General features: G+C 38.2%; 19 protein-coding genes, 2 tRNA genes and 1 rRNA gene. 17 read left to right on the top strand and 5 right to left on the bottom strand.

Features of this window, described 5'->3' with window-relative positions; all coding sequences use genetic code 11:
- The first annotated feature begins 156 nt into the window (after nt 1-156).
- From OZP13_RS07850 to OZP13_RS07825, 6 genes are all read left to right on the top strand, one after another.
- Nucleotides 157-2,286: a M3 family metallopeptidase gene (locus OZP13_RS07850; protein ID WP_432419471.1), complete on the top strand. Its 2,130-nt coding sequence runs from the start codon at nt 157-159 to the stop codon at nt 2,284-2,286.
- A 344-nt stretch (nt 2,287-2,630) separates the two neighbouring features.
- Nucleotides 2,631-2,786: a hypothetical protein gene (locus tag OZP13_RS07845; RefSeq protein WP_281299253.1), complete on the top strand. Its 156-nt coding sequence runs from the start codon at nt 2,631-2,633 to the stop codon at nt 2,784-2,786.
- Between the two features lie 4 nt (nt 2,787-2,790).
- Entirely contained in the window at nt 2,791-3,330 is a 540-nt protein-coding gene (locus OZP13_RS07840) for a hypothetical protein (protein ID WP_269243313.1), read from the top strand.
- Nucleotides 3,331-3,485: 155 nt separating this feature from the next.
- Nucleotides 3,486-4,742 (top strand): S41 family peptidase, encoded by a 1,257-nt coding sequence (locus OZP13_RS07835; protein WP_269243312.1) that lies wholly within the window; start codon nt 3,486-3,488, stop codon nt 4,740-4,742.
- Between the two features lie 899 nt (nt 4,743-5,641).
- On the top strand, nt 5,642-6,001 hold the full coding sequence (locus tag OZP13_RS07830; protein WP_269243311.1) for a cupin domain-containing protein: 360 nt from the start codon (nt 5,642-5,644) through the stop codon (nt 5,999-6,001).
- A gap of 200 nt (nt 6,002-6,201) precedes the next feature.
- The gene (locus OZP13_RS07825; protein ID WP_281299252.1) at nt 6,202-7,134 is read left to right on the top strand and encodes a peptidylprolyl isomerase; all 933 of its coding nucleotides are present in this window, start codon (nt 6,202-6,204) and stop codon (nt 7,132-7,134) included.
- 244 nt (nt 7,135-7,378) lie between these two features.
- On the opposite strand, the gene OZP13_RS07820 is transcribed toward OZP13_RS07825, so the two are convergent.
- Complete coding sequence (locus tag OZP13_RS07820) at nt 7,379-7,933, bottom strand: thioredoxin family protein (RefSeq protein ID WP_281299251.1); 555 nt, start codon at nt 7,931-7,933, stop codon at nt 7,379-7,381.
- Between the two features lie 93 nt (nt 7,934-8,026).
- Between OZP13_RS07820 and OZP13_RS07815 the strand changes: the two genes are divergently transcribed.
- The 4 genes from OZP13_RS07815 (at nt 8,027) to OZP13_RS07800 (ending at nt 9,700) form a co-directional block, all read left to right on the top strand.
- Nucleotides 8,027-8,362, top strand: a complete 336-nt coding sequence (locus tag OZP13_RS07815; protein ID WP_281299250.1) for a tRNA-binding protein — start codon at nt 8,027-8,029, stop codon at nt 8,360-8,362.
- A 200-nt stretch (nt 8,363-8,562) separates the two neighbouring features.
- The gene (locus tag OZP13_RS07810; RefSeq protein WP_281299249.1) at nt 8,563-8,889 is read left to right on the top strand and encodes a four-helix bundle copper-binding protein; all 327 of its coding nucleotides are present in this window, start codon (nt 8,563-8,565) and stop codon (nt 8,887-8,889) included.
- Between the two features lie 82 nt (nt 8,890-8,971).
- Nucleotides 8,972-9,175 (top strand): DUF2188 domain-containing protein, encoded by a 204-nt coding sequence (locus tag OZP13_RS07805; RefSeq protein WP_281299248.1) that lies wholly within the window; start codon nt 8,972-8,974, stop codon nt 9,173-9,175.
- Between the two features lie 66 nt (nt 9,176-9,241).
- Nucleotides 9,242-9,700 (top strand): YbhB/YbcL family Raf kinase inhibitor-like protein, encoded by a 459-nt coding sequence (locus OZP13_RS07800; RefSeq protein ID WP_281299247.1) that lies wholly within the window; start codon nt 9,242-9,244, stop codon nt 9,698-9,700.
- A 174-nt stretch (nt 9,701-9,874) separates the two neighbouring features.
- Here the strand turns inward: OZP13_RS07800 and OZP13_RS07795 are convergent, their stop codons facing one another.
- Together OZP13_RS07795 and OZP13_RS07790 are read right to left on the bottom strand one after the other, a co-directional pair.
- A complete protein-coding gene (locus OZP13_RS07795) occupies nt 9,875-10,255 on the bottom strand; it encodes a PUR family DNA/RNA-binding protein (RefSeq protein ID WP_269243306.1) in 381 nt (126 codons plus the stop codon).
- 70 nt (nt 10,256-10,325) lie between these two features.
- The gene (locus OZP13_RS07790) at nt 10,326-12,086 is read right to left on the bottom strand and encodes an ABC transporter ATP-binding protein (RefSeq protein ID WP_281299246.1); all 1,761 of its coding nucleotides are present in this window, start codon (nt 12,084-12,086) and stop codon (nt 10,326-10,328) included.
- A 157-nt stretch (nt 12,087-12,243) separates the two neighbouring features.
- On the opposite strand from OZP13_RS07790, the gene nusB reads away from it, so the two are divergent.
- Nucleotides 12,244-13,155 carry a transcription antitermination factor NusB gene (gene nusB / locus OZP13_RS07785; protein WP_281299435.1) on the top strand — a complete coding sequence of 304 codons (912 nt, stop codon included), beginning with the start codon at nt 12,244-12,246 and terminating at the stop codon, nt 13,153-13,155.
- Between the two features lie 47 nt (nt 13,156-13,202).
- Complete coding sequence (gene yajC / locus OZP13_RS07780) at nt 13,203-13,475, top strand: preprotein translocase subunit YajC (protein WP_281299245.1); 273 nt, start codon at nt 13,203-13,205, stop codon at nt 13,473-13,475.
- Nucleotides 13,476-13,530: 55 nt separating this feature from the next.
- Here yajC and OZP13_RS07775 read toward each other — a convergent pair whose 3' ends face one another.
- Complete coding sequence (locus OZP13_RS07775) at nt 13,531-14,139, bottom strand: DUF2238 domain-containing protein (RefSeq protein WP_281299244.1); 609 nt, start codon at nt 14,137-14,139, stop codon at nt 13,531-13,533.
- 117 nt (nt 14,140-14,256) lie between these two features.
- On the opposite strand from OZP13_RS07775, the gene OZP13_RS07770 reads away from it, so the two are divergent.
- The gene (locus OZP13_RS07770) at nt 14,257-15,204 is read left to right on the top strand and encodes an ABC transporter ATP-binding protein (protein ID WP_281299243.1); all 948 of its coding nucleotides are present in this window, start codon (nt 14,257-14,259) and stop codon (nt 15,202-15,204) included.
- 72 nt (nt 15,205-15,276) lie between these two features.
- Here the strand turns inward: OZP13_RS07770 and OZP13_RS07765 are convergent, their stop codons facing one another.
- The gene (locus OZP13_RS07765; protein WP_281299242.1) at nt 15,277-16,365 is read right to left on the bottom strand and encodes a M42 family metallopeptidase; all 1,089 of its coding nucleotides are present in this window, start codon (nt 16,363-16,365) and stop codon (nt 15,277-15,279) included.
- 84 nt (nt 16,366-16,449) lie between these two features.
- On the opposite strand from OZP13_RS07765, the gene OZP13_RS07760 reads away from it, so the two are divergent.
- The 4 genes from OZP13_RS07760 (at nt 16,450) to OZP13_RS07745 (ending at nt 20,696) form a co-directional block, all read left to right on the top strand.
- Nucleotides 16,450-17,127: a DUF4294 domain-containing protein gene (locus OZP13_RS07760; RefSeq protein ID WP_281299241.1), complete on the top strand. Its 678-nt coding sequence runs from the start codon at nt 16,450-16,452 to the stop codon at nt 17,125-17,127.
- 1,640 nt (nt 17,128-18,767) lie between these two features.
- Nucleotides 18,768-20,281, top strand: a 16S ribosomal RNA gene (locus tag OZP13_RS07755).
- A 153-nt stretch (nt 20,282-20,434) separates the two neighbouring features.
- Nucleotides 20,435-20,508 (top strand) — tRNA-Ile (locus OZP13_RS07750).
- A 114-nt stretch (nt 20,509-20,622) separates the two neighbouring features.
- A tRNA-Ala gene (locus tag OZP13_RS07745) sits at nt 20,623-20,696 on the top strand.
- Nucleotides 20,697-20,779 lie beyond the last annotated feature (83 nt).

Below are 20,779 nucleotides of genomic sequence, written 5' to 3'. Positions count from 1 at the left end.
TAGCCAAAGATAGAATTCTGCAGGAATTAATTTTGATATTGGTTCGTTATAGTAAGTGTTTTGATAAAAAAGATTGTTCTTAATTTAGTAGCGGCATCGTTTTTTGGCTTCCTTTATTATTACTACTTTTATGCTCTAAAATAAACAACCTCTATTATGCAAATTTTTTCCAAAATAGTCGTGGCAAGTTCCGTTTTTTTGTTTACGGCATTACAAACGCAAACTCTTTCTGCCCAAAACAATTCCATAAAAATGACCAATCCACTTTTGCAAAAAAGCAAGCTGCAGTATCAAGCTCCTCCTTTTGATTTAATTAAAGATGAACATTTTAAACCGGCATTCGAATACGGTTTAAAAATTCACGACCAAGAAATCGATAAAATCGCGAACAATCCAGCCAAACCAACTTTTCAAAACACGGTATTGGCACTGGAAACAAGCGGAGTCGATTTAAATAGAGCTACCGGAATTTTTTACAACTTGACCGGATCGAATACCAATCCAACCTTGCAGGCCATTGAAGCAGAATATGCCCCAATATTTTCTGCCCACAGCGACAAGATGTATTTAAACAGCAAGTTGTACAAGCGTATCAAGGCTTTGGACTTGAAATCTTTGAAAGGGGAAAATAAAAGATTGACGGAGCATTATTTGCAACAATTCGAATTGGCCGGTGCCAATTTGTCTCCTGCCGATAAAGAAAAAATGAAAAAAATCAATGAAGAATTGGCCAGTTTAAGCACTTCATTTAACAGTAAATTGTTGATTGCCCGAAAAAATAGTGCTGTTTTATTTGACAATGCAAAAGATTTGGATGGTTTAAGCGCCAATGATATTGCATCGGCAAAAACCAAAGCCACCGAAGCCGGACAAGACGGGAAATACCTGATCGCTTTATTGAATACCACCCAACAGCCTTTGTTTCCTTATCTTAAAAACAGGGCAACCAGAGAAAGAATATACAAGTCCTCCTGGTATCGCTCGGAAAAAGGTGACGATGGCGATACTCGAGAAATATTGGAGAAAACCGCCAAATTGCGTTTGCAGAAAGCACAATTGATGGGCAAGAAAAATTTTGCCGAATGGAAACTTCAAAACCAGATGGCGAAAACTCCAGAACCCGCAATGAATTTATTGGCCAAAATTGCCGCACCAGCCGTGGCCAGGGCCAAAGTCGAAGCCAAAGAAATTCAAGACTTGATTGATTTCCAAAAAGGAGGTTTCCAATTGGAACCTTGGGATTGGGATTTTTATTCCGAACAAGTGCGTAAAATGAAATACGATATGGACGAGAGTGAAATAAAACCTTATTTCGAACTAACGACCGTTTTGGAAAAAGGAGTGTTTTTTGCCGCCAAACAAATGTACGGCATTACCTTCAAGGAGCGAAACGACTTGCCGGTCTATCATCCGGACGTGAAAGTATATGAAGTTTTTGACCAAGACGGAAAATCGATAGCCATCTATTATCTGGATTTCTACACCCGAAACAACAAAAAAGGAGGAGCTTGGAAAAGCAATTTCGTGAGCCAGTCCCACTATTTAAAGCAAAACCCCGTTATTGTCAACGTGTATAATTTCTCGAAACCGGCAGAAGGAAACCCTTCCTTGATCAGTTCCGACGATGTAAGAACCCTATTTCACGAATTCGGACATACCTTGCACGGTTTGTTTGCCAACCAACAATACGCCACACTTTCCGGTACGGCGGTGCCTAGGGATTTTGTGGAATTTCCGTCCCAAATCAACGAACACGCAAGATTTGACCCCGTAGTTTTGCAGAATTATGCCATCCATTACCAAACCAAACAACCCATTCCGCAAGCGTTGATCGACAAAATTAAAAAAGCGGAAAACTTCAACAAAGGATATGAAGTAACCGAACTTTTGGCGGCTTCCGTACTGGACATGGCTTGGCACACGGTGGAAAACGAAGCTGATTTCAAACCAGCTTTACAATTTGAGAAAGAAGCCTTGCAAAAATATGGTTTGTTGGTAGACCAAGTTCCGCCAAGATACCATACGCCATATTTTGCCCACGTTTGGGGAGGCGGCTATTCGGCAGGCTATTATGCTTATACTTGGTCCAAAACCCTGGATTATAATGTATATGATTGGATGCAGGAAAACGGAGGAATGACCAGAGCCAATTGCGACCGTTTCCGTAAATACATTCTATCGGTTGGGAACAGCGTCGATTTGAACAAAGCCTTCAAGGAATTTATTGGCCACGACATGCAAATAGAACCCTATCTAAAAAACGCGGGACTGACAGGAAAAGAATAATTTCTACATATATTTATTAAAATGGCATCTCTCAAGGATGTCATTTTTTTTTGAATTAGTTTATCTCCATTTGCAATTAAGGATTTGTTTTAGAGCTTAATAATAATTCTTGAATTTTAATTTTTATAATATAAAAGCTATATATTTGGAAGGAGATAAATAATGATGTTTGCCAGACAAAGCAACCCAATTTAGTGGTGATAAGCCAGATATCGTCAGTCTTATTTATAAGTTGTGTGAGATTATAAAGAACCAACGTGCTAAAAACACGAAACGTAATGAGATTGCTTTGGAATAGGATTTATTGTATCTTTGAAAAATATTTTAATTTTAATATATTAGAAATGGCAACAACTATTAGAATCACTCCAACACTTAGTGGTAAATCCTCTAAGCAATTTAATATGTCTCTTTCTAAAAACAGCACTGTTAAAGTCTCTGCTTCAAGAAAAGAAAATATGTCTGCATTAGTCAAAAAAGTTTTATCTAATAAAAAATAATATATTGAATCTCTTTGATTTTCATTTTTCTGAATTAACTGAAAACGATAAATTCGAATCTTTTGATTGTGGAGAAGAAGAAATAGATAAATTTCTTAAAGAAGATTCAATAAATTTTCAAAATGAAAAAATGACTAACACCTTTATTTTCAAAAATCGAGAAGATGAAGTAGTTATATATTTTTCAATATCAAATGACTGCCTTAATGATGTTCGTTACGAAAATAATGTTTGGAACAAACTTCATAGAAAGATAAAATTACCTAACGATAAGAGAATTAGACAATATCCATCTGTTAAAATAACTCAGTTAGGAATTGATAAATCTATACAAGGAAAAGGATTGTCTCACCAATTATTAGATTTTATAAAATATTGGACTTTTGAACAACACAAACCTGCTTGTAGATTAATAATTTTAGACTCCTTAAATAAAGAAGTACAAATTAAAACATACCTAAAAAACGATTTTGTTTTCTTGTCAGATTTAGATAAAAACAATAAACATCGATTTATGTACTTTGATTTACTCAGATTAGAATAAAATAACCTCACACAACAGCTACAAGCGATTTGGCATTTGGTCTAATGGGAAAGTTACTTTGTATTTGGAATGATTTGGCAAATCCAAAAATAGGTCTTAATTTAATCCCAAACTCGCTAGTAGCAAAACGTTATCCCTAATTTAAAATAGCACATGTGAGAAATTTAAGCTTATTAATAATTGTATTACTACTGAATTTGGTATGTAATTCACAGATTTTAAAACAAGTTGATTGGGTAGCAGACATTGACTTTCTTGCTACTGAATTACCACAAAAGCATTATGATTTTTTTACAGTTAAAGACAAAAAGGAGTTTTTAGTCGGTTTAGATAAAATAAAATCAAGTAGTGCCAAACTAACAGATATTGAAGTTGCCATAAAATTACAGCAATTAATTGCAGGTTTTGGCGATTCACATACAAGTGTAAATTATGCACAACTTATTGATAAAAATAAAATATTGCCGTTGCATTTGTATTGGTTTAGTGATGGACTTTATATCCTGCATACGACACAGGAGAATATAGAAATATTAGGTCATCAAATAGTATCTGTAAATGGAGTTCCATTAAAAACGATCACTGATAGTCTGGGTACAATGACTACAAAGGATAATCAAGCGATTATCAAAAATTCTATTCCAAAACTCCTTCCTTTAGCTCAGGTTCTGGAATGTTTTGGTTTTATCAAAGAACAAGAAATAAAACTAGAGTTAAAGGACTTAAATGGGATAAAAAAGACTTATGTTCTAAAGCTCGCAGAAATGACCAGACAAAACAGAAAGACGTGCAAACCAGATTCGTTAGCACTGTGTTATAGAAATGAAAGGGCGTTTTTCGTAGATTACTATCAAGCGAAAGATAATGTTTACTATTTGCAATACAATAAATGTTGGAGCAAAGAGTTGGAATTGCAGAATGGCAATACCCAAAATGCAGAAAAAATGCCATCCTTCAAAGAATTTGAAGAAAGGGTATTTCAAACTTTAGCTAATAATAGAGTTGATAAATTAGTATTTGATATGCGATTTAATGGTGGTGGTAATTCTATACAAGGAACACAGTTCGTTGAAAAACTGGCAAAGTTTCTTGAAAACAATTCAAAGATAAAACTATATGTAGTTGTAGGCCGGAATACTTTTTCTTCCGCAATTTTAAATGCTATGGATTTTAAGCGATTAACTAATGCCGTTTTTGTAGGAGAAGAAACATCTGGAAAACCTAATCATTTTGGAGAGGTGAAAAATTTTAAACTCCCAAGTTCAGGAATAAGAGTTGACTACTCTACCAAATACTTTAAACGAACTGATGAAAAAGTAACAACCATTAGCCCTGATATAAAACTAGAACCAAGTTTCTCGGACTTTGCTAGAGGTATTGATCCTGTATATGAATGGATAAAAAATCAATAAAAACTATGGCTAACAGTCAATGGAGCGTTGTGTGCGCAGCAAGGTGGACTAATTGGGAAATGGATATCTAATAAAAACAAATTGGAATATTTGGGCGTTTGGGAGAAAATCAACAACTTGAATTTTAATTACCCCGAATTCGGGGTAATTGAACAAGAAGCAGGAGGTTGGAGAACCTCAAATTTGGGGTTACAGAATAATCCTTTGAGGTCTTTTACTAGTCCATTGGGGTTCGAGAATCCGAGGATGGGGTTGCGGAATAATCTGTTGGAGTGTTTTACTAATCCGTTGGGGTGCTAGAATCCTAGGTTGGGGTTATGGAATAATCTGTTGGAGTGTTTTACTAATTCCTTGCGGTTCTAGAATCCTAGGTTGGGGTTGTGGAATAATCTGTTGGGGTGTTTTACTAATCCGTTGGGGTTGTTGGACCCCAATCTTGGAGTTCGTAAGCCTGTTATTTGAGTTCAGAACCCCAAGCTTGCAGTATTTTAAGGATCGGTTGCAGTTAAGCTACCACAACCGACCATTACTGAACCCCAAGAGAGGGTTAATTTACTACTTCGATTCAGTAGAATTGCTCTTGGCAGTGGTTTTTACAAAGAACTGTTTCAGGTCGTTCATCTTGGTTTCATAGCCCTCGGCACACCAGCTCCTCGAAGTGTTTCTTTAAAAATGAAAGTTCCTAAAAGTCTAGGGTGCTGTGCGAAGTTTCCCGACTTCGTAACCGTTCCAATAGGCAATAAACGCAATCAATAAACATAAGTTCTAAAATAAGTTTAAAAGTTGTAACGGCATATAGCAGCGGGTACGAAGTCGGGAGATTTCGCACAGCGACAATGCAATCAAGAACAACTAAAAAATAATTCGTAATTTGGCACCTCAATAAAAAACAATAAAATATGCAAACTTTTGGAGCAAGCAAGGAATTTATAAAAGACGACGAATTCGACTGGGAAGTAGTCGGCGAAGGTATCAAACGCAAAATAATGGGCTATGACGACACCATAATGATGGTCAACGTTCTTTTCGAGAAAGGATCTGTTGGAACTCCCCACGAACATTACCATTCGCAAGTGACCAACGTGGCCAAGGGCGCTTTTGAAGTGACCATTGGCGGCGTGACCAAAATAATGAAGCAAGGCGATTGTTTTTATATTCCGCCACACATCGTTCACGGCGTGGTTTGTCTGGAAGACGGTTTGTTGATAGACGTTTTCAGTCCGATTCGCGAAGATTTTATGCAGAAAATGACGTATTAAATCAGCTTTTTTTGACACGAATTTCACGAATTAGCACTAATTTTTTCTGCTATTTGCAGCTTCGTGAAATTTTAAAGCCAACTTAATTCGTGTTAATTCGTGAAATTCGTGTCTGATTTTTTTTAAAGTGTTTGCCAGATTTTTAAATCGTCAACTCTAATAATTTTTGTAAATTTGCACCTCAATAAAAAACAATAAAAATGGAAAACGGAATATACGCTAAATTCAACACCGCCAAAGGGTCGATTTTGGTTAAACTAACACATGATTTAACTCCGGGAACTGTAGGGAACTTTGTAGCTCTTGCAGAAGGAAATATGGAGAATAAAATAAAACCTCAAGGGGTAAAATTCTACGATGGATTAAAATTTCATAGAGTAATTCCAGATTTCATGATTCAAGGAGGTTGTCCTCTTGGAACCGGAACAGGAGATCCAGGATACAAATTTGACGACGAGTTTCATCCTGATTTGCGTCACGATGCGCCGGGTGTTTTGTCGATGGCCAATTCTGGACCAGGTTCAAACGGTTCCCAATTTTTCATCACGCATGTGGCAACGCCATGGTTGGACAACAAACACACTGTTTTTGGAAATGTGGTTGAAGGTCAAGACGTGGTTGATGCCATTGCCCAAGGTGATGCTTTGGAATCGGTAGAAATTCTTAGAGTGGGTGAGGAAGCCAAGAACTGGAATGCCATCGAAGCTTTCGTGGGATTGAAAGGTGCCCGTCTAAAACGTGCTGCTGCCTTGAAAGCGGAATCAGAAGCAAAAATGGAAAAATTGGCTGCCGGTTTCGAAAAAACAGAAAGTGGTTTACGCTACCAATTCATCCAAAGAGGAGACGGTAAACAAGCCGAAAAAGGAAAAACAGTTGCTGTTCACTACGAAGGTTCATTAGAGAACGGAAAAGTTTTTGATTCTTCTTATCCAAGAAAAAAACCAATCGAATTCAAGTTGGGAATCGGTCAAGTTATCGAAGGTTGGGACGAAGGAATTGCCTTGTTGAAAGTAGGAGACAAAGCGCGTTTCGTTATTCCGTCGGATTTAGGTTACGGACCAGCAGGAGCTGGAGGCGTAATTCCGCCAAACGCCACCTTGATTTTCGACGTAGAATTGATGGACGTGAAGTAATATTCGATTTACGATATTTGATTTACGATTTTACAAATCCCAAAGCGAGAGTTTTGGGATTTTTTTATGTCAATTTTGGTATTCAATTCGTCAGTTCGAGTGTTTTATAAAAAAAATGCGACAGCTTTTTTTTATAAAATGTATCGAGAACGCTCTATTATAGGCTTCTCGATACAATTTTGAATAGTAAAGCTGTCGCATTACTATTCAAAATCACTCGAAGAGACGGTTGGGTTAAAAAAAGCTACTTCCACTTAATATTGCAGCCCATACTTGGTTTTTGATTGGGGTTGATGATTCGGTTGTAAATCACGCCATCAATGGCACCACGCAAATCACTTCCGCTTAACGGAATGCCGTTTCCAGGTCGGCTGTCGTCCAATTGTCCTCGATAGACCAATTTATCCTGGTTGTCAAACAAAAAGAAATCGGGAGTGCAGGCAGCGTCATAGGCTTTGGCCACTTCTTGGGTTTCATCGTATAAATAAGGAAATTCGAACTTGTTTTCGAAGGCGAATTCCCTCATTAATTCAGGCGCATCTTGAGGGTAATTTGTCACGTCATTACTGGAAATGGCAATAATTCCAACGCCTTGAACCCTATAGTCATTGGCAATCATGACAATTTCCTCCAGAACGTGATGTACAAAAGGGCAATGGTTGCAGATAAACAGGACCAAAGTTCCCTTTTCGCCTTTTAAATCTGAAAATGAAAAGCTTTCGTTAGAATTGGTGTCTTTTAGATAAAACTCGGGAGCAATGGTTCCGAGTGCCAACATATTGGAAGGAGTTCGTGACATTTTTGTTTGTTTTGAAAGTTTAAAGTTATGAAAAAGTATTGTTTTTTGGACTGGAAAGGGTAAATTAGTTTGAACTTAAACAGCAAACAAACCATGGATTTAACTTGGACTGAATTCGAAAAAGTGGAAATGCGCGTGGGAACCATTCTCGAAGTCAATGATTTTCCCGAAGCCAGAAAACCGGCTTACCAACTCACGATTGATTTTGGTTCCGATATCGGAATTCGAAAAACTTCGGCACAAATCACCAAACGCTATCAAAAAGCAGATTTGTTGCATCGACAGATTGTTGCCGTGGTGAATTTTCCCAATAAGCAAATCGGGAAGTTCATGAGCGAATGCCTGGTTTTGGGGGCGATGGGCGAGGTAGGCGACGTGATTTTGTTGGCACCCGATTTCAGGATTGAAAATGGGTTGCGGATAGGATAATTTTAAAATATTTTGCAAAAAAAATAGTGCAATTCAATTAGCAGTTATAATAATGTTAATTACTTATAATTCAGTATTTTAAATAAAAATATATCGTAAATTTAATTCTACTTAAATGTCTATTCTCGGATTGGAAAGATTAGGCATTCAGGATAGTTTTTTAATACGAACAATTTTATAAATTAAAATACTCATTGAAAATGGAAAAGCAAAAAATTATTGACGTATTGAATTTTTGTGCCGCCCAATGCACACACTGTTATGATGCCTGCCATCTAGAAAAAGAAACAGACATGTCTCGATGCATGATGGACGATCAGGATTGTGCCGATATCTGCCGTTTGACGGGGCAATTATTCGAAAGAAACTCTGATAATACAGACATTTTTTTAAGATTATGCCAAGAAATGTGCGAAAGATGCGCCGAAGAATGCGATAAATACCCACAAATGGAACATTGCAAAAAATGCGCCGAAGCCTGTCGTAAATGTGCAGCAATGTGCAACGAGCAACGATTGGTGCATTAGAAAAAGGCTGTCGTTATTTAAAAATATTATAATAACGATGGCCATTATCAGGATTCGACAGAAAACGTTAAAATGAAATGGCATGCCTTGGACTAAAGCAGATTATCCCAACGCGATGAAGAATCTTTCTCAAACGGTTCGCAATAAAGCCATCGAGATTGCCAATGCGTTATTCGAAAAAGGGAATATGGAGGAGGGCAGAATTATTGCCATAGCAATAACCAATGCCAAAAAGTGGGTAAACAAGCATGGGCAAACAAAGAAAAGGTTTCCCAAAAAGCTGTAAAATATTAAAGACTTAAATTAATGGTATTCGACACACTCGATTATGAACCTGATAATACTATACATTATGGCAACAATAGCAACAACAACCTTGACGGTGAAAAGTTTCGCTTTCAAGAACAATGGATTTATCCCAGCAAAATATACTTGTGACGGAACAAACATAAATCCGGATTTGATGATAGAAGATATTCCTTCAAATGCAAAAAGTCTGGCCATTATTATGGATGATCCCGATGCACCCGGTGGAACATTTTCACATTGGGTGATGTGGGACATTCCTGTAAGGAACAACGTGATTAAAGAAAACAGCAAACCAGGATTCCAGGGCAGAAACAGCATGGGTGAAAATAAGTATAGCGGTCCTTGTCCTGGCAGCGGGATACACCATTATCATTTTAGGGTTTACGCTTTAGACACTCGACTTGGTGTTTTGTCTCGCAATACAGATAGAAATGGGCTTTTGAACATGATGAAGGGGCACATTATTTCTTCTGCTGATTTGATAGGTTTGTATGAAAGATAGTTTGTTTCCATTTATTGCCAGTCACATTGCAAATATAGCAGATATTTGAATTATTGCCAACGGATTTTGTATGGCTGAATCGGTTGTTGCACGACAAAAGAAAAGTCCGAAAATCTTTCGACTTTCGGACTTGACAAGGTTGGTTTGGTTAGTTATATATTGGTTGGTTGAAAATTAAATATCGTCAAAATCAATATCGGTGAAACTTGATGTTGATGGCAAGGCTAATTCCTCTTGTTCTTTTTCGGAATATTCCTTTTTGAAATCTTTTTGGTGTCTTTCGGAGATTACTTCTTCGCCTTTGTGGTTCAAAACGTAGGAAGTCATTTCCTCTAAAATTTCTGCAAAAGCGGCAAAATCTTCTTTGTATAAATATATTTTGTGCTTCTTGAAGTGAAAAGAGCCGTCTATTTCGGTAAACTTCTTGCTTTCGGTAATGGTAATGTAATAATCGTCGGCTTTTGTGGCTCTTACATCAAAGAAATAAGTTCTTCTTCCAGCTCGTAATACTTTTGAAAAAATCTCTTCTTTTTCTAATATGTCATTTTCTCTCATAATCCTTCTGTCTATTTATGGTTGTTAAGCAGTAACCAAAAATCCAAAAAATATATGTATTATACAACAATTATTGCAATTCTTTTTCAGAAAGTTGTTTCAAATACAAGGCTGCATAATAGCCTTCTTCATTTATCAATTGATTATGAGAACCTTGTTCAATAATTCGACCTTCATCAAGGATGATAATTCGATCGGCATTCTTTGCCGATGATACCCTGTGACTGACAATAATGGTGGTTTTGTCCTTGCAAATTTCATGCAAGTTGTTCAAAATGGCTTCTTCGGTTTCGGTATCCACTGCCGACAAGCAATCGTCAAAGAGCAGAATTTCAGGGTTTTTGATAATCGCCCTTGCTATGGAAACCCTTTGTTTTTGTCCACCCGAAAGCGTGATTCCCCTTTCGCCCAGAATGGTTTCATATTGTTTGTTGAAACCCATGATATTGTCATGCACCACGGCACTTTTGGCGGCAGCCTGTACTTCTTCGTCAGTGGCATTTTCTTTGCCAAACTTGATGTTGTTTTTGATGCTGTCCGAGAACAAAAAGGCGTCTTGGGGCACAATACCGATGCTGTTTCGCAAATCATATAAATTCACGGTGCTAATTTCTTTTCCGTCAATCCTGATATGTCCGTCGGTTACATCATACAAACGGGAAATCAAGGAAACTATGGTCGATTTTCCAGAGCCTGTTTTTCCGAGAATGGCCAAAGTTTCGCCTTTGTGAACCGTGAAAGTAACGTTTTCCAATGCTTTTATATTGGTGTCTTCGTAGGTGTAGCTCACGTTTTCGAAAGTAATCGTGCCTTCGATAATCGATCTTTCCGGGTTGTTGTTTTGTATTTCCGGTTCGATTTTAAGGAATTCGTTGATGCGTTTTTGGGAGGCTTCGGCTTCTTGAACCATGGACGAAACCCAACCCAACGAAGCTACCGGCCAAGTCAGCATGTTCACGTACAGGATAAATTCGGCAATGGTTCCAATGCTTTTGATGGTGCCGTTGATGTACATTATTCCACCAAAATAAATCACGACCAAGTTGCTTATTCCGATAAGTGCCATCATCAAGGGGCCAAATAAAGCCTGGATTCTGGCCAAACTCAAACTCTTGCTTTTGCTTTCGTCTGCCAATTCCACCATGTTGTTTTGGTGTTGGTCTTCCAATGAATAGGCTTTTATAACCCGGATTCCCGAAAATATTTCCTGGGTAAAACTGGAAACTTTGGATAAATATTGTTGGAAAACGGTGCTTCTTTTATTGATCTCGGAACTAATTCTAAATATCGCATACGACAAAATAGGCAAGGGGAGCAAGGTGTACAAAGTCAGCAACGGCGATACGTTGAACATGTACACGATCACGATGGCAAAACGAATAATCGTATTTATGGTGTACATCACGGCAGGACCAACGTACATTCTCACCTTGGAAACATCTTCGCTGATGCGGTTCATCAAATCTCCCGTTCGGTTTTGTTTGTAGAAATTCTGCGACAGGTTTTCGTATTGCCTGAAAACCTCGTTTTTCAAATCGAATTCGATGTGGCGCGACATCACGATAAGGGTTTGTCGCATCAAGAAAGTCAGGAAACCCGCAATGATTGTCGTGGCAATTATCAAGAGGATATTAGAGACTAATTCCTGCTGGATAAAGGATTTGGACACCGTTTCGTCTTTTGCGAAATCTTCGATTGCCTTAAATGATTGGCTGATTAATTTTGGCGTGAACAGGGAAAATATTTGGGCAACTATGGTAATGATGATTCCCAGCAAAAAGCTGAATTTGTATTTGACAAAGTATTTATTGAGATATAGTAATTCTTTCATGACGTGTAATGATTCTTAAGAAATTCAAAGGTAAGATGAAATTCAGATATTTTTCAAGTTTAATTATATTTTAAAAAATGAAATACTTATTTTTGCAAACTAATTTAATAAAAGTTCTTACAAGGTGGTAAATAGAAGACATATTCGCGTTAAGGTCATGCAATCCATTTATGCGATGCATCAAAATGGTTCAGATGATTTGGTAAAAGAAGAAAAATTCCTTTACTACAGTATTGATGCCATGCAGGATTTATATCTTATAATGCTGTCCGCCCTGATAGAAATTTGCAAAAAAGAAACCATCTTTTTGCACCTCTCCAGTCAAAAACATCTTGCCACTCCGCAAGAGCGCAAACCCAACGAAAAGTTTATCAAAAACGCTATTTTTCAAATACTTGCCGAAAACAATTCGTTGAGCATAGCATTGGAAAATCGCAAAATTGACAATTGGACATTGAACGATGACTATATTTTGCTGCTTCTCAATGACATCAAGCAAAGCAAATTGTACCAAAATTACATGCTTAATTCGGTAAACACATTCCAGGAAGACAAGGATTTTATCGTTGATTTGTTTATGGACGTGATTGTTCCAAATGAAAAACTTTACGATTATCTGGAAGACCACAAGCTGACCTGGATTGACGATATTCCGGTGGTAAACACTGAAATTATCAAGCAATTGAAAGCCATAAAAAATGTTGAAGAAGGGAATTTCAGGGTTCCAAAATTATTCAAGGACAATGAAGACAAGGATTTTGTCCGAGATTTGTTCCGAAAAACAGTCTTGAACGAAAAAGAATTGGCCAAAGAATATGACGATAAAACCCCCAACTGGGACAGCGACAGGATTGCCGAAATGGACACGATTATCCTCAAAATGGCGATTTGCGAATTTTTGAAATTCCCGTCGATTCCCGTGAAAGTTACTTTGAACGAATATCTGGAATTGGCCAAAGAATATTCCACGCCAAAAAGCAGTATTTTTATCAACGGAATTTTGGATAATTTGGTCAAAGAATTGGAAACCAACAAACGAATCCAGAAAGTGGGTCGCGGGTTAATGTAAAAAGCAAAAAACAACAATAATCAAAATAACAAAAAGAATTTAAAATTATGGAACAATTAACTCAATTTGCACCGTTTCTATTAATGTTTGTCGTTATCTATTTCTTCATGATTAGACCACAACAAAAAAGAGCCAAACAAGAAAAAGAATTCGAAAGCACTTTAAAAGTAGGCGATAAAATCATCACCAAAAGTGGACTTCACGGAAAAGTGGCCGAACTTTCAGAAGGAACTGTTGTTATCGAAACAATGGCTGGAAAACTGAAAATGGAGCGTTCTGCCATCTCAATGGAAATGAGTGCTGCTTTGAACAAAAAATAATTTTTTGATTTAAGCTCAACTTAAAAAGCTATAAAGTCTGTTTGAATTCTAGGATTTAAACAGACTTTTGTATTTTCTCCAGTTGGCTATCCTGAATTTTTGAAAACAGGATTAGTCCAACAATTGCTCCAATTGTGGCAAACAACATGTCCGATTGCGTGTCCCAAACATAACCTTGTGTTCCCAAAAAAGCATCGCCTCCATCTCCGGTTGCAATTGAAACTCCCCATTCGATCCATTCGTAAGCCGCACTTATCGCCAAACAAATGGAAACAATAATGAAGTTAAAAAAGCGTTGATTGCTGATTACTTTCTTGCGAATAAACAACTCCCTAATAATCATTGCTGGAATTAAGCCTTGGGCAAAGTGACCCACTTTGTCATAATTATTCCTGCTTTGATGAAAAATTTCCCTGATGTAATCAAACAGCGGCACTTCGGCGTAAGTATAATGTCCGCCAACGAACAGAATAATGCAATGAATCAGGATCAAGAAATAAGTAAAATTGGTAAACCTAAATTTATTGAAAGTAAAGGCCAATACCAAAACGCCAATTATTGCCGGAATAATTTCCAGGAAACAAGTGAAACCTTCTTTTGGATTGGTAATCGACCAAATTAAAGTTCCAAAAAAAACGGCCAGCATTATGTAGATATTCTTCATTTAGTTTAGGGTTAAGTTTTAAAAATTTCAAGGCTAAAATATAGAAATAAATTCATTAAAATCATATAAGGTTTACTTTTAATAAACATTGTAAATTTGCACTTTTAAACACAGAAAATGCTTCAAGTAAAAAATATTTCCTTCACTTATATTGAAAATCCCGTTATCGAAAACATTAGTTTCGAAATTGCCAAAGGCCAGAATGTGGCTGTTATTGGCGAAAGTGGTTGCGGTAAAAGCACCTTGTTGAAATTGATGTATGGTTTACATGATTTGGATAATGGGGAAATAGCATATAATGGCGAACCTATTCTGGGACCCAAATACAATCTAATTCCGGGTGAAGATTACATCAAATATTTGGCGCAGGATTTTGATTTGATGCCTTACGTGACTGTCGAAGAAAACGTGGGCAAGTTTTTGTCCAATATTTATAAAGCCGAGAAAAAAGCACGAGTTCATGAACTGTTGGGAATGGTCGAAATGACCGAATTTGCCAAAGTAAAGGCAAAATACTTGAGCGGAGGCCAACAACAAAGAGTCGCTTTGGCAAGAGTTTTGGCATTGGAGCCCGAAATTCTTTTGTTGGACGAACCTTTTAGCCAGATCGATTCCTTCAGGAAAAATGCCTTGCGCCGCAATTTATTTAATTATTTCAAGAAAAAGCAAATCACTTGCGTCATTGCCACCCACGACAGCAACGAAGCTTTGTCCTTTTCGGATGAAACCATCGTGCTGCAAAACGGGAAATTGATTGCCAAGGGAAATTCCAAAGAATTACACGACAATCCGCCCAGTTATTATGTTGCCTCTCTTTTTGGAGAAGTCAACGAGTTGAAACTATCTCATTTTACCGATTCAGATGAAATAGACCAAACGCTTTTGTTGTATCCGTATCAACTGAAAGTGGTTGAAGAGGGAAAAATGAAAGCCATTGTGAAACAATGTTATTTCAAGGGAAGCCATTATTTGGTCAAAGCCGCTTTCGAAAGAAAAGCCATTTTCTTCAATCACGATACAGAATTGGAATTGAACCAGGAAGTGAGTTTGACCATTGCTCGATGAAACTGGAAATAAAAAATCCTTTCCTCTTTTTCGATAAAAGGAAAGGATTTTGGCTTTTAGATGGATACAATTCTATTTGAAATAAGAAAACGTTTCGTTGTTTTCCATTTTTAATAAAGTTTCATATATCAATTTGATCACGTTTTCCACATCATCGCGATGCACCATTTCAACCGTGGTGTGCATGTAACGCAGCGGCAACGAAATTAATGCCGAGGCAACTCCACCATTGCTGTAGGCAAAAGCATCGGTATCCGTTCCGGTAACTCTTGAAGAAGCCAATCTTTGAAAAGGAATTTTTTTCTCTTCGGCTGTATCCAATATAAGCTCCCTCAAATTGTTTTGAACCGCCGGCGCATAAGTAATAACGGGACCTTTTCCGATTTTGGTTTCTCCCTCGATTTTCTTTTCAATCATTGGAGTAGTGGAATCGTGGCAAACATCGGTTATGATGGCGGCATTGGGTTTGATGGTTTTGGTAATCATTTCGGCACCGCGAAGTCCCACTTCTTCTTGAACGGAATTGGTAATATACAATCCAAAAGGAAGCTTGATTTTGTTTTCGTGCAGCAAACGAGCCACTTCGGCAATCATGAATCCACCCATTCGATTATCTATGGCGCGACAAACAAATTTGTTTTCGTTCAAAACCATAAATTCATCAGGATAGGTAATCACGCAACCCACGTGAACTCCCAGTGCATCCACTTCTTCTTTTTTGGAACAACCAATGTCAATGAATAAGTTGTCTATTTTTGGAGCCTCTTCCTTGCCTCGATTGCGGGTATGAATGGCTGGCCATCCAAAAACACCTTTCACGATTCCTTTCTTGGTATGAATGTTAACTCGTTTTGAAGGCGCAATTTGATGATCGGAACCTCCATTTCGAATCACGTAAATCAACCCATCATCGGTGATGTAATTCACGTACCAAGAAATTTCATCGGCGTGACCTTCAATTACTACTTTGTAAGGAGCATCCGGATTGATAACCCCCACCGCAGTTCCATAGGTATCCGTAATAAAAGTGTCCACATAAGGTTTTAGGTACTCCATCCACAGTTTTTGACCCGAACTTTCGTATCCAGTTGGAGAAGCATTGTTAAGGTAGTTTTCTAAAAACGTTAGCGAAGTCTTTTTTAATATCGATTTTGAACTCATAAAAATTATTTTTTGCTAAATTATAAATTTGGTATCACAGTTCTATATATAATGTATAATTTTGTGACATATAAATTTTAGAATATGAAGATTGTTAATTTCCTTTTGTTTTTTCTTTTCCTCTCAATTTCGTCCAATGCACAACAAGTTCAAAATGACACAGCCAAAATGGGTTATGTCTTGACGGAAAATGATACTATATTTAATGATACCATTCAATTGGAAGAAATAGTTATCTATAAAGGAAAAGTGGATGTAGAGTCCAAGAAGCAATTCGATCTTCTCAAAAACCGAGTTTATAAAACCTATCCTTATGCCAAAATGGCTTCCGAGCGATTGACGGCATTAAATCGAGGAATGAAAAGTATGAAAACAGCCAAAGATAAAAAGAAATATTTCAAAATTATCGAAGACTACCTTAACAACGAATTTGAAGCCAGACTCAAAAAACTTTCCCGCAAGCAAGGTCAGATACTCATCAAGTTGATTCATCGTCAAACCGGCATCACAACTTATGAATTGGTAAGAACCCTAAAAAGTGGATGGACGGCCTTTTGGTCCAACACCACCGCCAAAATGTTTGATCTTAACCTGAAAACACCTTATGCTCCATATCAGGTCAACGAAGATTATTTAATCGAAACCATATTGGTAAGAGCCTTCGAATCGGGAAGATTGATTAATCAACCTCCAGCTACACCAGTTGATTATGATGATTTGACCAATTTTTGGTTAAACAAGGCCATTAACGAAAAGAAGTAACTTTCTTGGGGTAAACTATAATAGAAAGCCGCTGCCAATTTTAGGTAGCGGCTTTTTGTTTTATAGGGGTTATGCTATCCACAACGAAGTTTACAGGGTTTTTCAATAGAGTACTTCATTGCTATATTTTGCTCAAGCGTAAAATTTCGCATCCGATTTTAAATACATACACTATATAGGACTGATTTTTTCAGGAGCTATTTCCTGCTATCCGTTTCAAACGAATTTCGATGGCCTCCAATAAAAAATAGAAACATGGTGAAGTAATCTTTTGTGCGGAACGCCTGCAGAAAAGGATTTCCACTGCTATCCCCAACGCAGTCGAAAACGGCAACGGCTGTTTTTAAATGGGTGTACTATATATAGACTAGTTTTTACAAGATCTATCCACTGCTGTCGGCTGGAACATTCGTTTTGACACCCCTCTTCTTTTTTAAAAACCGCCATATCCTTATATGTATTAAGCCATTGGATGTAATGTTTGAAATAGAAAGCAGTGATTGGATATGGGTAAATGTTCTGAAATTCAGCAACTTGAGGTGTGAAAACGATCGATATCCTCCTCAAATACGATTAGAAATATATTTTGGAGTGTCGAAATCCATGAGTTCTTCTGCTCGTGAATTGGACCATAAATCTGCCGTTGCAAAACAAAAACACCTGAAGTATAGTTGATAGCACTGACTTTGATGGTGCAAAAGCAGGGGTAAAGATAGAGATGGTGTAGGTCTGAAGTATGGATAAAGTATGTATAAAGCATATATATAGCAACTGTATAGTAACTGTATAGTAACTGTATAGTAACTATATAGTAAGTGTATAGTAATTATCTACCGTAACTGCAGCAATACTTTGCCAATTGTAAATAGGGACGAGCTGTCCCAAATGCCCTTCGAATCTGCCTTGAAGGGGGTGGAGGAAGGGTTTTTCAGGTCATTTCGGGATAAAAATCCGTTTTTGTCTGCGTTTTCGCTTTAGCGAATTCGTGTTAATCGGCGTTCCGTTTCAATACAAGCGCGCTCAAAACGCACTAAAACCGATACAATTCCCAAAAAGGCGTGTCTAAAAATGGCAGATCCCCAAAAAAGAGTGGTTGTAAATACCGAAAAACCAGTTCATTAAAAAATAGTTTTAAAAAAGATTGAAAAGGGTGTTGTTTAATCGAAAACACTCACTACTTTTGCACCCGCAATGACGCACAAGTTCTTATAAACACTGGCAAACAAGAAGAAATCAAGAGAAGATTTATTTTCAAAAAAGGTTTAAAAAAAGTTTGCGAATAATAAAAAAGAGTGTTACATTTGCACCCCGCTAAATGAGCAATGTTCCTTGAAAAACTGACAAGAAAATTAAGAAGAAAGGAAAAAATATTTTTCAAAAAAACTTCACAAAAAGCTTGCCAGAAAGAAAAGACTTTGTTACTTTTGCACCCGCTAATCGAAAGGCTGGCACTCAAGTAAAGACGACGATTTATCGCGTCTCGCTTAAAAAAAAGAAAGACACGTTCCTAGACATATTGAATTGACAGCCGTCCCGATTTATCGGGACAATAATAAAGAGAGTAAGAGAATCGGAAGATTTAAAAAACCACTAGAATTTGAGTCGAATAACAATAGCTTAATTTATTAAGCAAACAATATACGATGAAGAGTTTGATCCTGGCTCAGGATGAACGCTAGCGGCAGGCTTAACACATGCAAGTCGAGGGGTATTGGTTTTCGGACCAAGAGACCGGCGCACGGGTGCGTAACGCGTATGCAATCTACCTTTTGCAGAGGGATAGCCCAGAGAAATTTGGATTAATACCTCATAGTATTATAGTATGGCATCATATTATAATTAAAGTCACAACGGCAAAAGATGAGCATGCGTCCCATTAGCTAGTTGGTATGGTAACGGCATACCAAGGCTACGATGGGTAGGGGTCCTGAGAGGGAGATCCCCCACACTGGTACTGAGACACGGACCAGACTCCTACGGGAGGCAGCAGTGAGGAATATTGGACAATGGGCGCAAGCCTGATCCAGCCATGCCGCGTGCAGGATGACGGTCCTATGGATTGTAAACTGCTTTTGTACAGGAAGAAACATCCCGACGTGTCGGGACTTGACGGTACTGTAAGAATAAGGATCGGCTAACTCCGTGCCAGCAGCCGCGGTAATACGGAGGATCCAAGCGTTATCCGGAATCATTGGGTTTAAAGGGTCCGTAGGCGGTCTTATAAGTCAGTGGTGAAATCTCCCCGCTCAACGGGGAAACGGCCATTGATACTGTAGGACTTGAATTATTAGGAAGTAACTAGAATATGTAGTGTAGCGGTGAAATGCTTAGAGATTACATGGAATACCAATTGCGAAGGCAGGTTACTACTAATGGATTGACGCTGATGGACGAAAGCGTGGGTAGCGAACAGGATTAGATACCCTGGTAGTCCACGCCGTAAACGATGGATACTAGCTGTTGGGCGCAAGTTCAGTGGCTAAGCGAAAGTGATAAGTATCCCACCTGGGGAGTACGTTCGCAAGAATGAAACTCAAAGGAATTGACGGGGGCCCGCACAAGCGGTGGAGCATGTGGTTTAATTCGATGATACGCGAGGAACCTTACCAAGGCTTAAATGTAGATTGACCGGACTGGAAACAGTTTTTTCGCAAGACAATTTACAAGGTGCTGCATGGTTGTCGTCAGCTCGTGCCGTGAGGTGTCAGGTTAAGTCCTATAACGAGCGCAACCCCTGTTGTTAGTTGCCAGCGAGTCATGTCGGGAACTCTAACGAGACTGCCAGTGCAAACTGAGAGGAAGGTGGGGATGACGTCAAATCATCACGGCCCTTACGCCTTGGGCTACACACGTGCTACAATGGCCGGTACAGAGAGCAGCCACTGGGTGACCAGGAGCGAATCTACAAAACCGGTCACAGTTCGGATCGGAGTCTGCAACTCGACTCCGTGAAGCTGGAATCGCTAGTAATCGGATATCAGCCATGATCCGGTGAATACGTTCCCGGGCCTTGTACACACCGCCCGTCAAGCCATGGAAGCTGGGGGTGCCTGAAGTCGGTGACCGCAAGGAGCTGCCTAGGGTAAAACTGGTAACTAGGGCTAAGTCGTAACAAGGTAGCCGTACCGGAAGGTGCGGCTGGAACACCTCCTTTCTAGAGCCTAAATGTTAGTTGCTTGCAACACTTTTAGGAAAGAAGACGAAAGATTATAATGGAAAGAATCCAAGGATTTAATTACTCTCGCTGTTAGTTCAAATAATACACGTAAGACCGTTATGATGACGGTTTTATTTTTAAGAAAAAGAGTGTCTCGTAGCTCAGCTGGTTAGAGTACTACACTGATAATGTAGGGGTCGACAGTTCGAGTCTGTCCGAGACAACTATTTTAGACTTAAAGATTCTGAAATAAATTCAGAATAAAAGGAAATTTTAGAGGTTGAGTGAAGCCGTTTTAAGTACTGTTAACTGAAAACTGTTAACTGCCACTAAAAAATGGGGGATTAGCTCAGCTGGCTAGAGCGCCTGCCTTGCACGCAGGAGGTCAACGGTTCGACTCCGTTATTCTCCACTATCTTAAGGCAAAAAGATAATAGATAAAAAGATGAGAGACGTAAGTCTATTATCTATTAGTCTATCATCTAAAAGTCTAAA

Origin of the sequence: Flavobacterium limnophilum, assembly GCF_027111315.2 — a bacterium.
Taxonomy (GTDB): domain Bacteria; phylum Bacteroidota; class Bacteroidia; order Flavobacteriales; family Flavobacteriaceae; genus Flavobacterium; species Flavobacterium limnophilum.
Note: the sequence above shows the minus strand (reverse complement) of the source record. Positions and strands in the feature narration are given on the sequence as shown.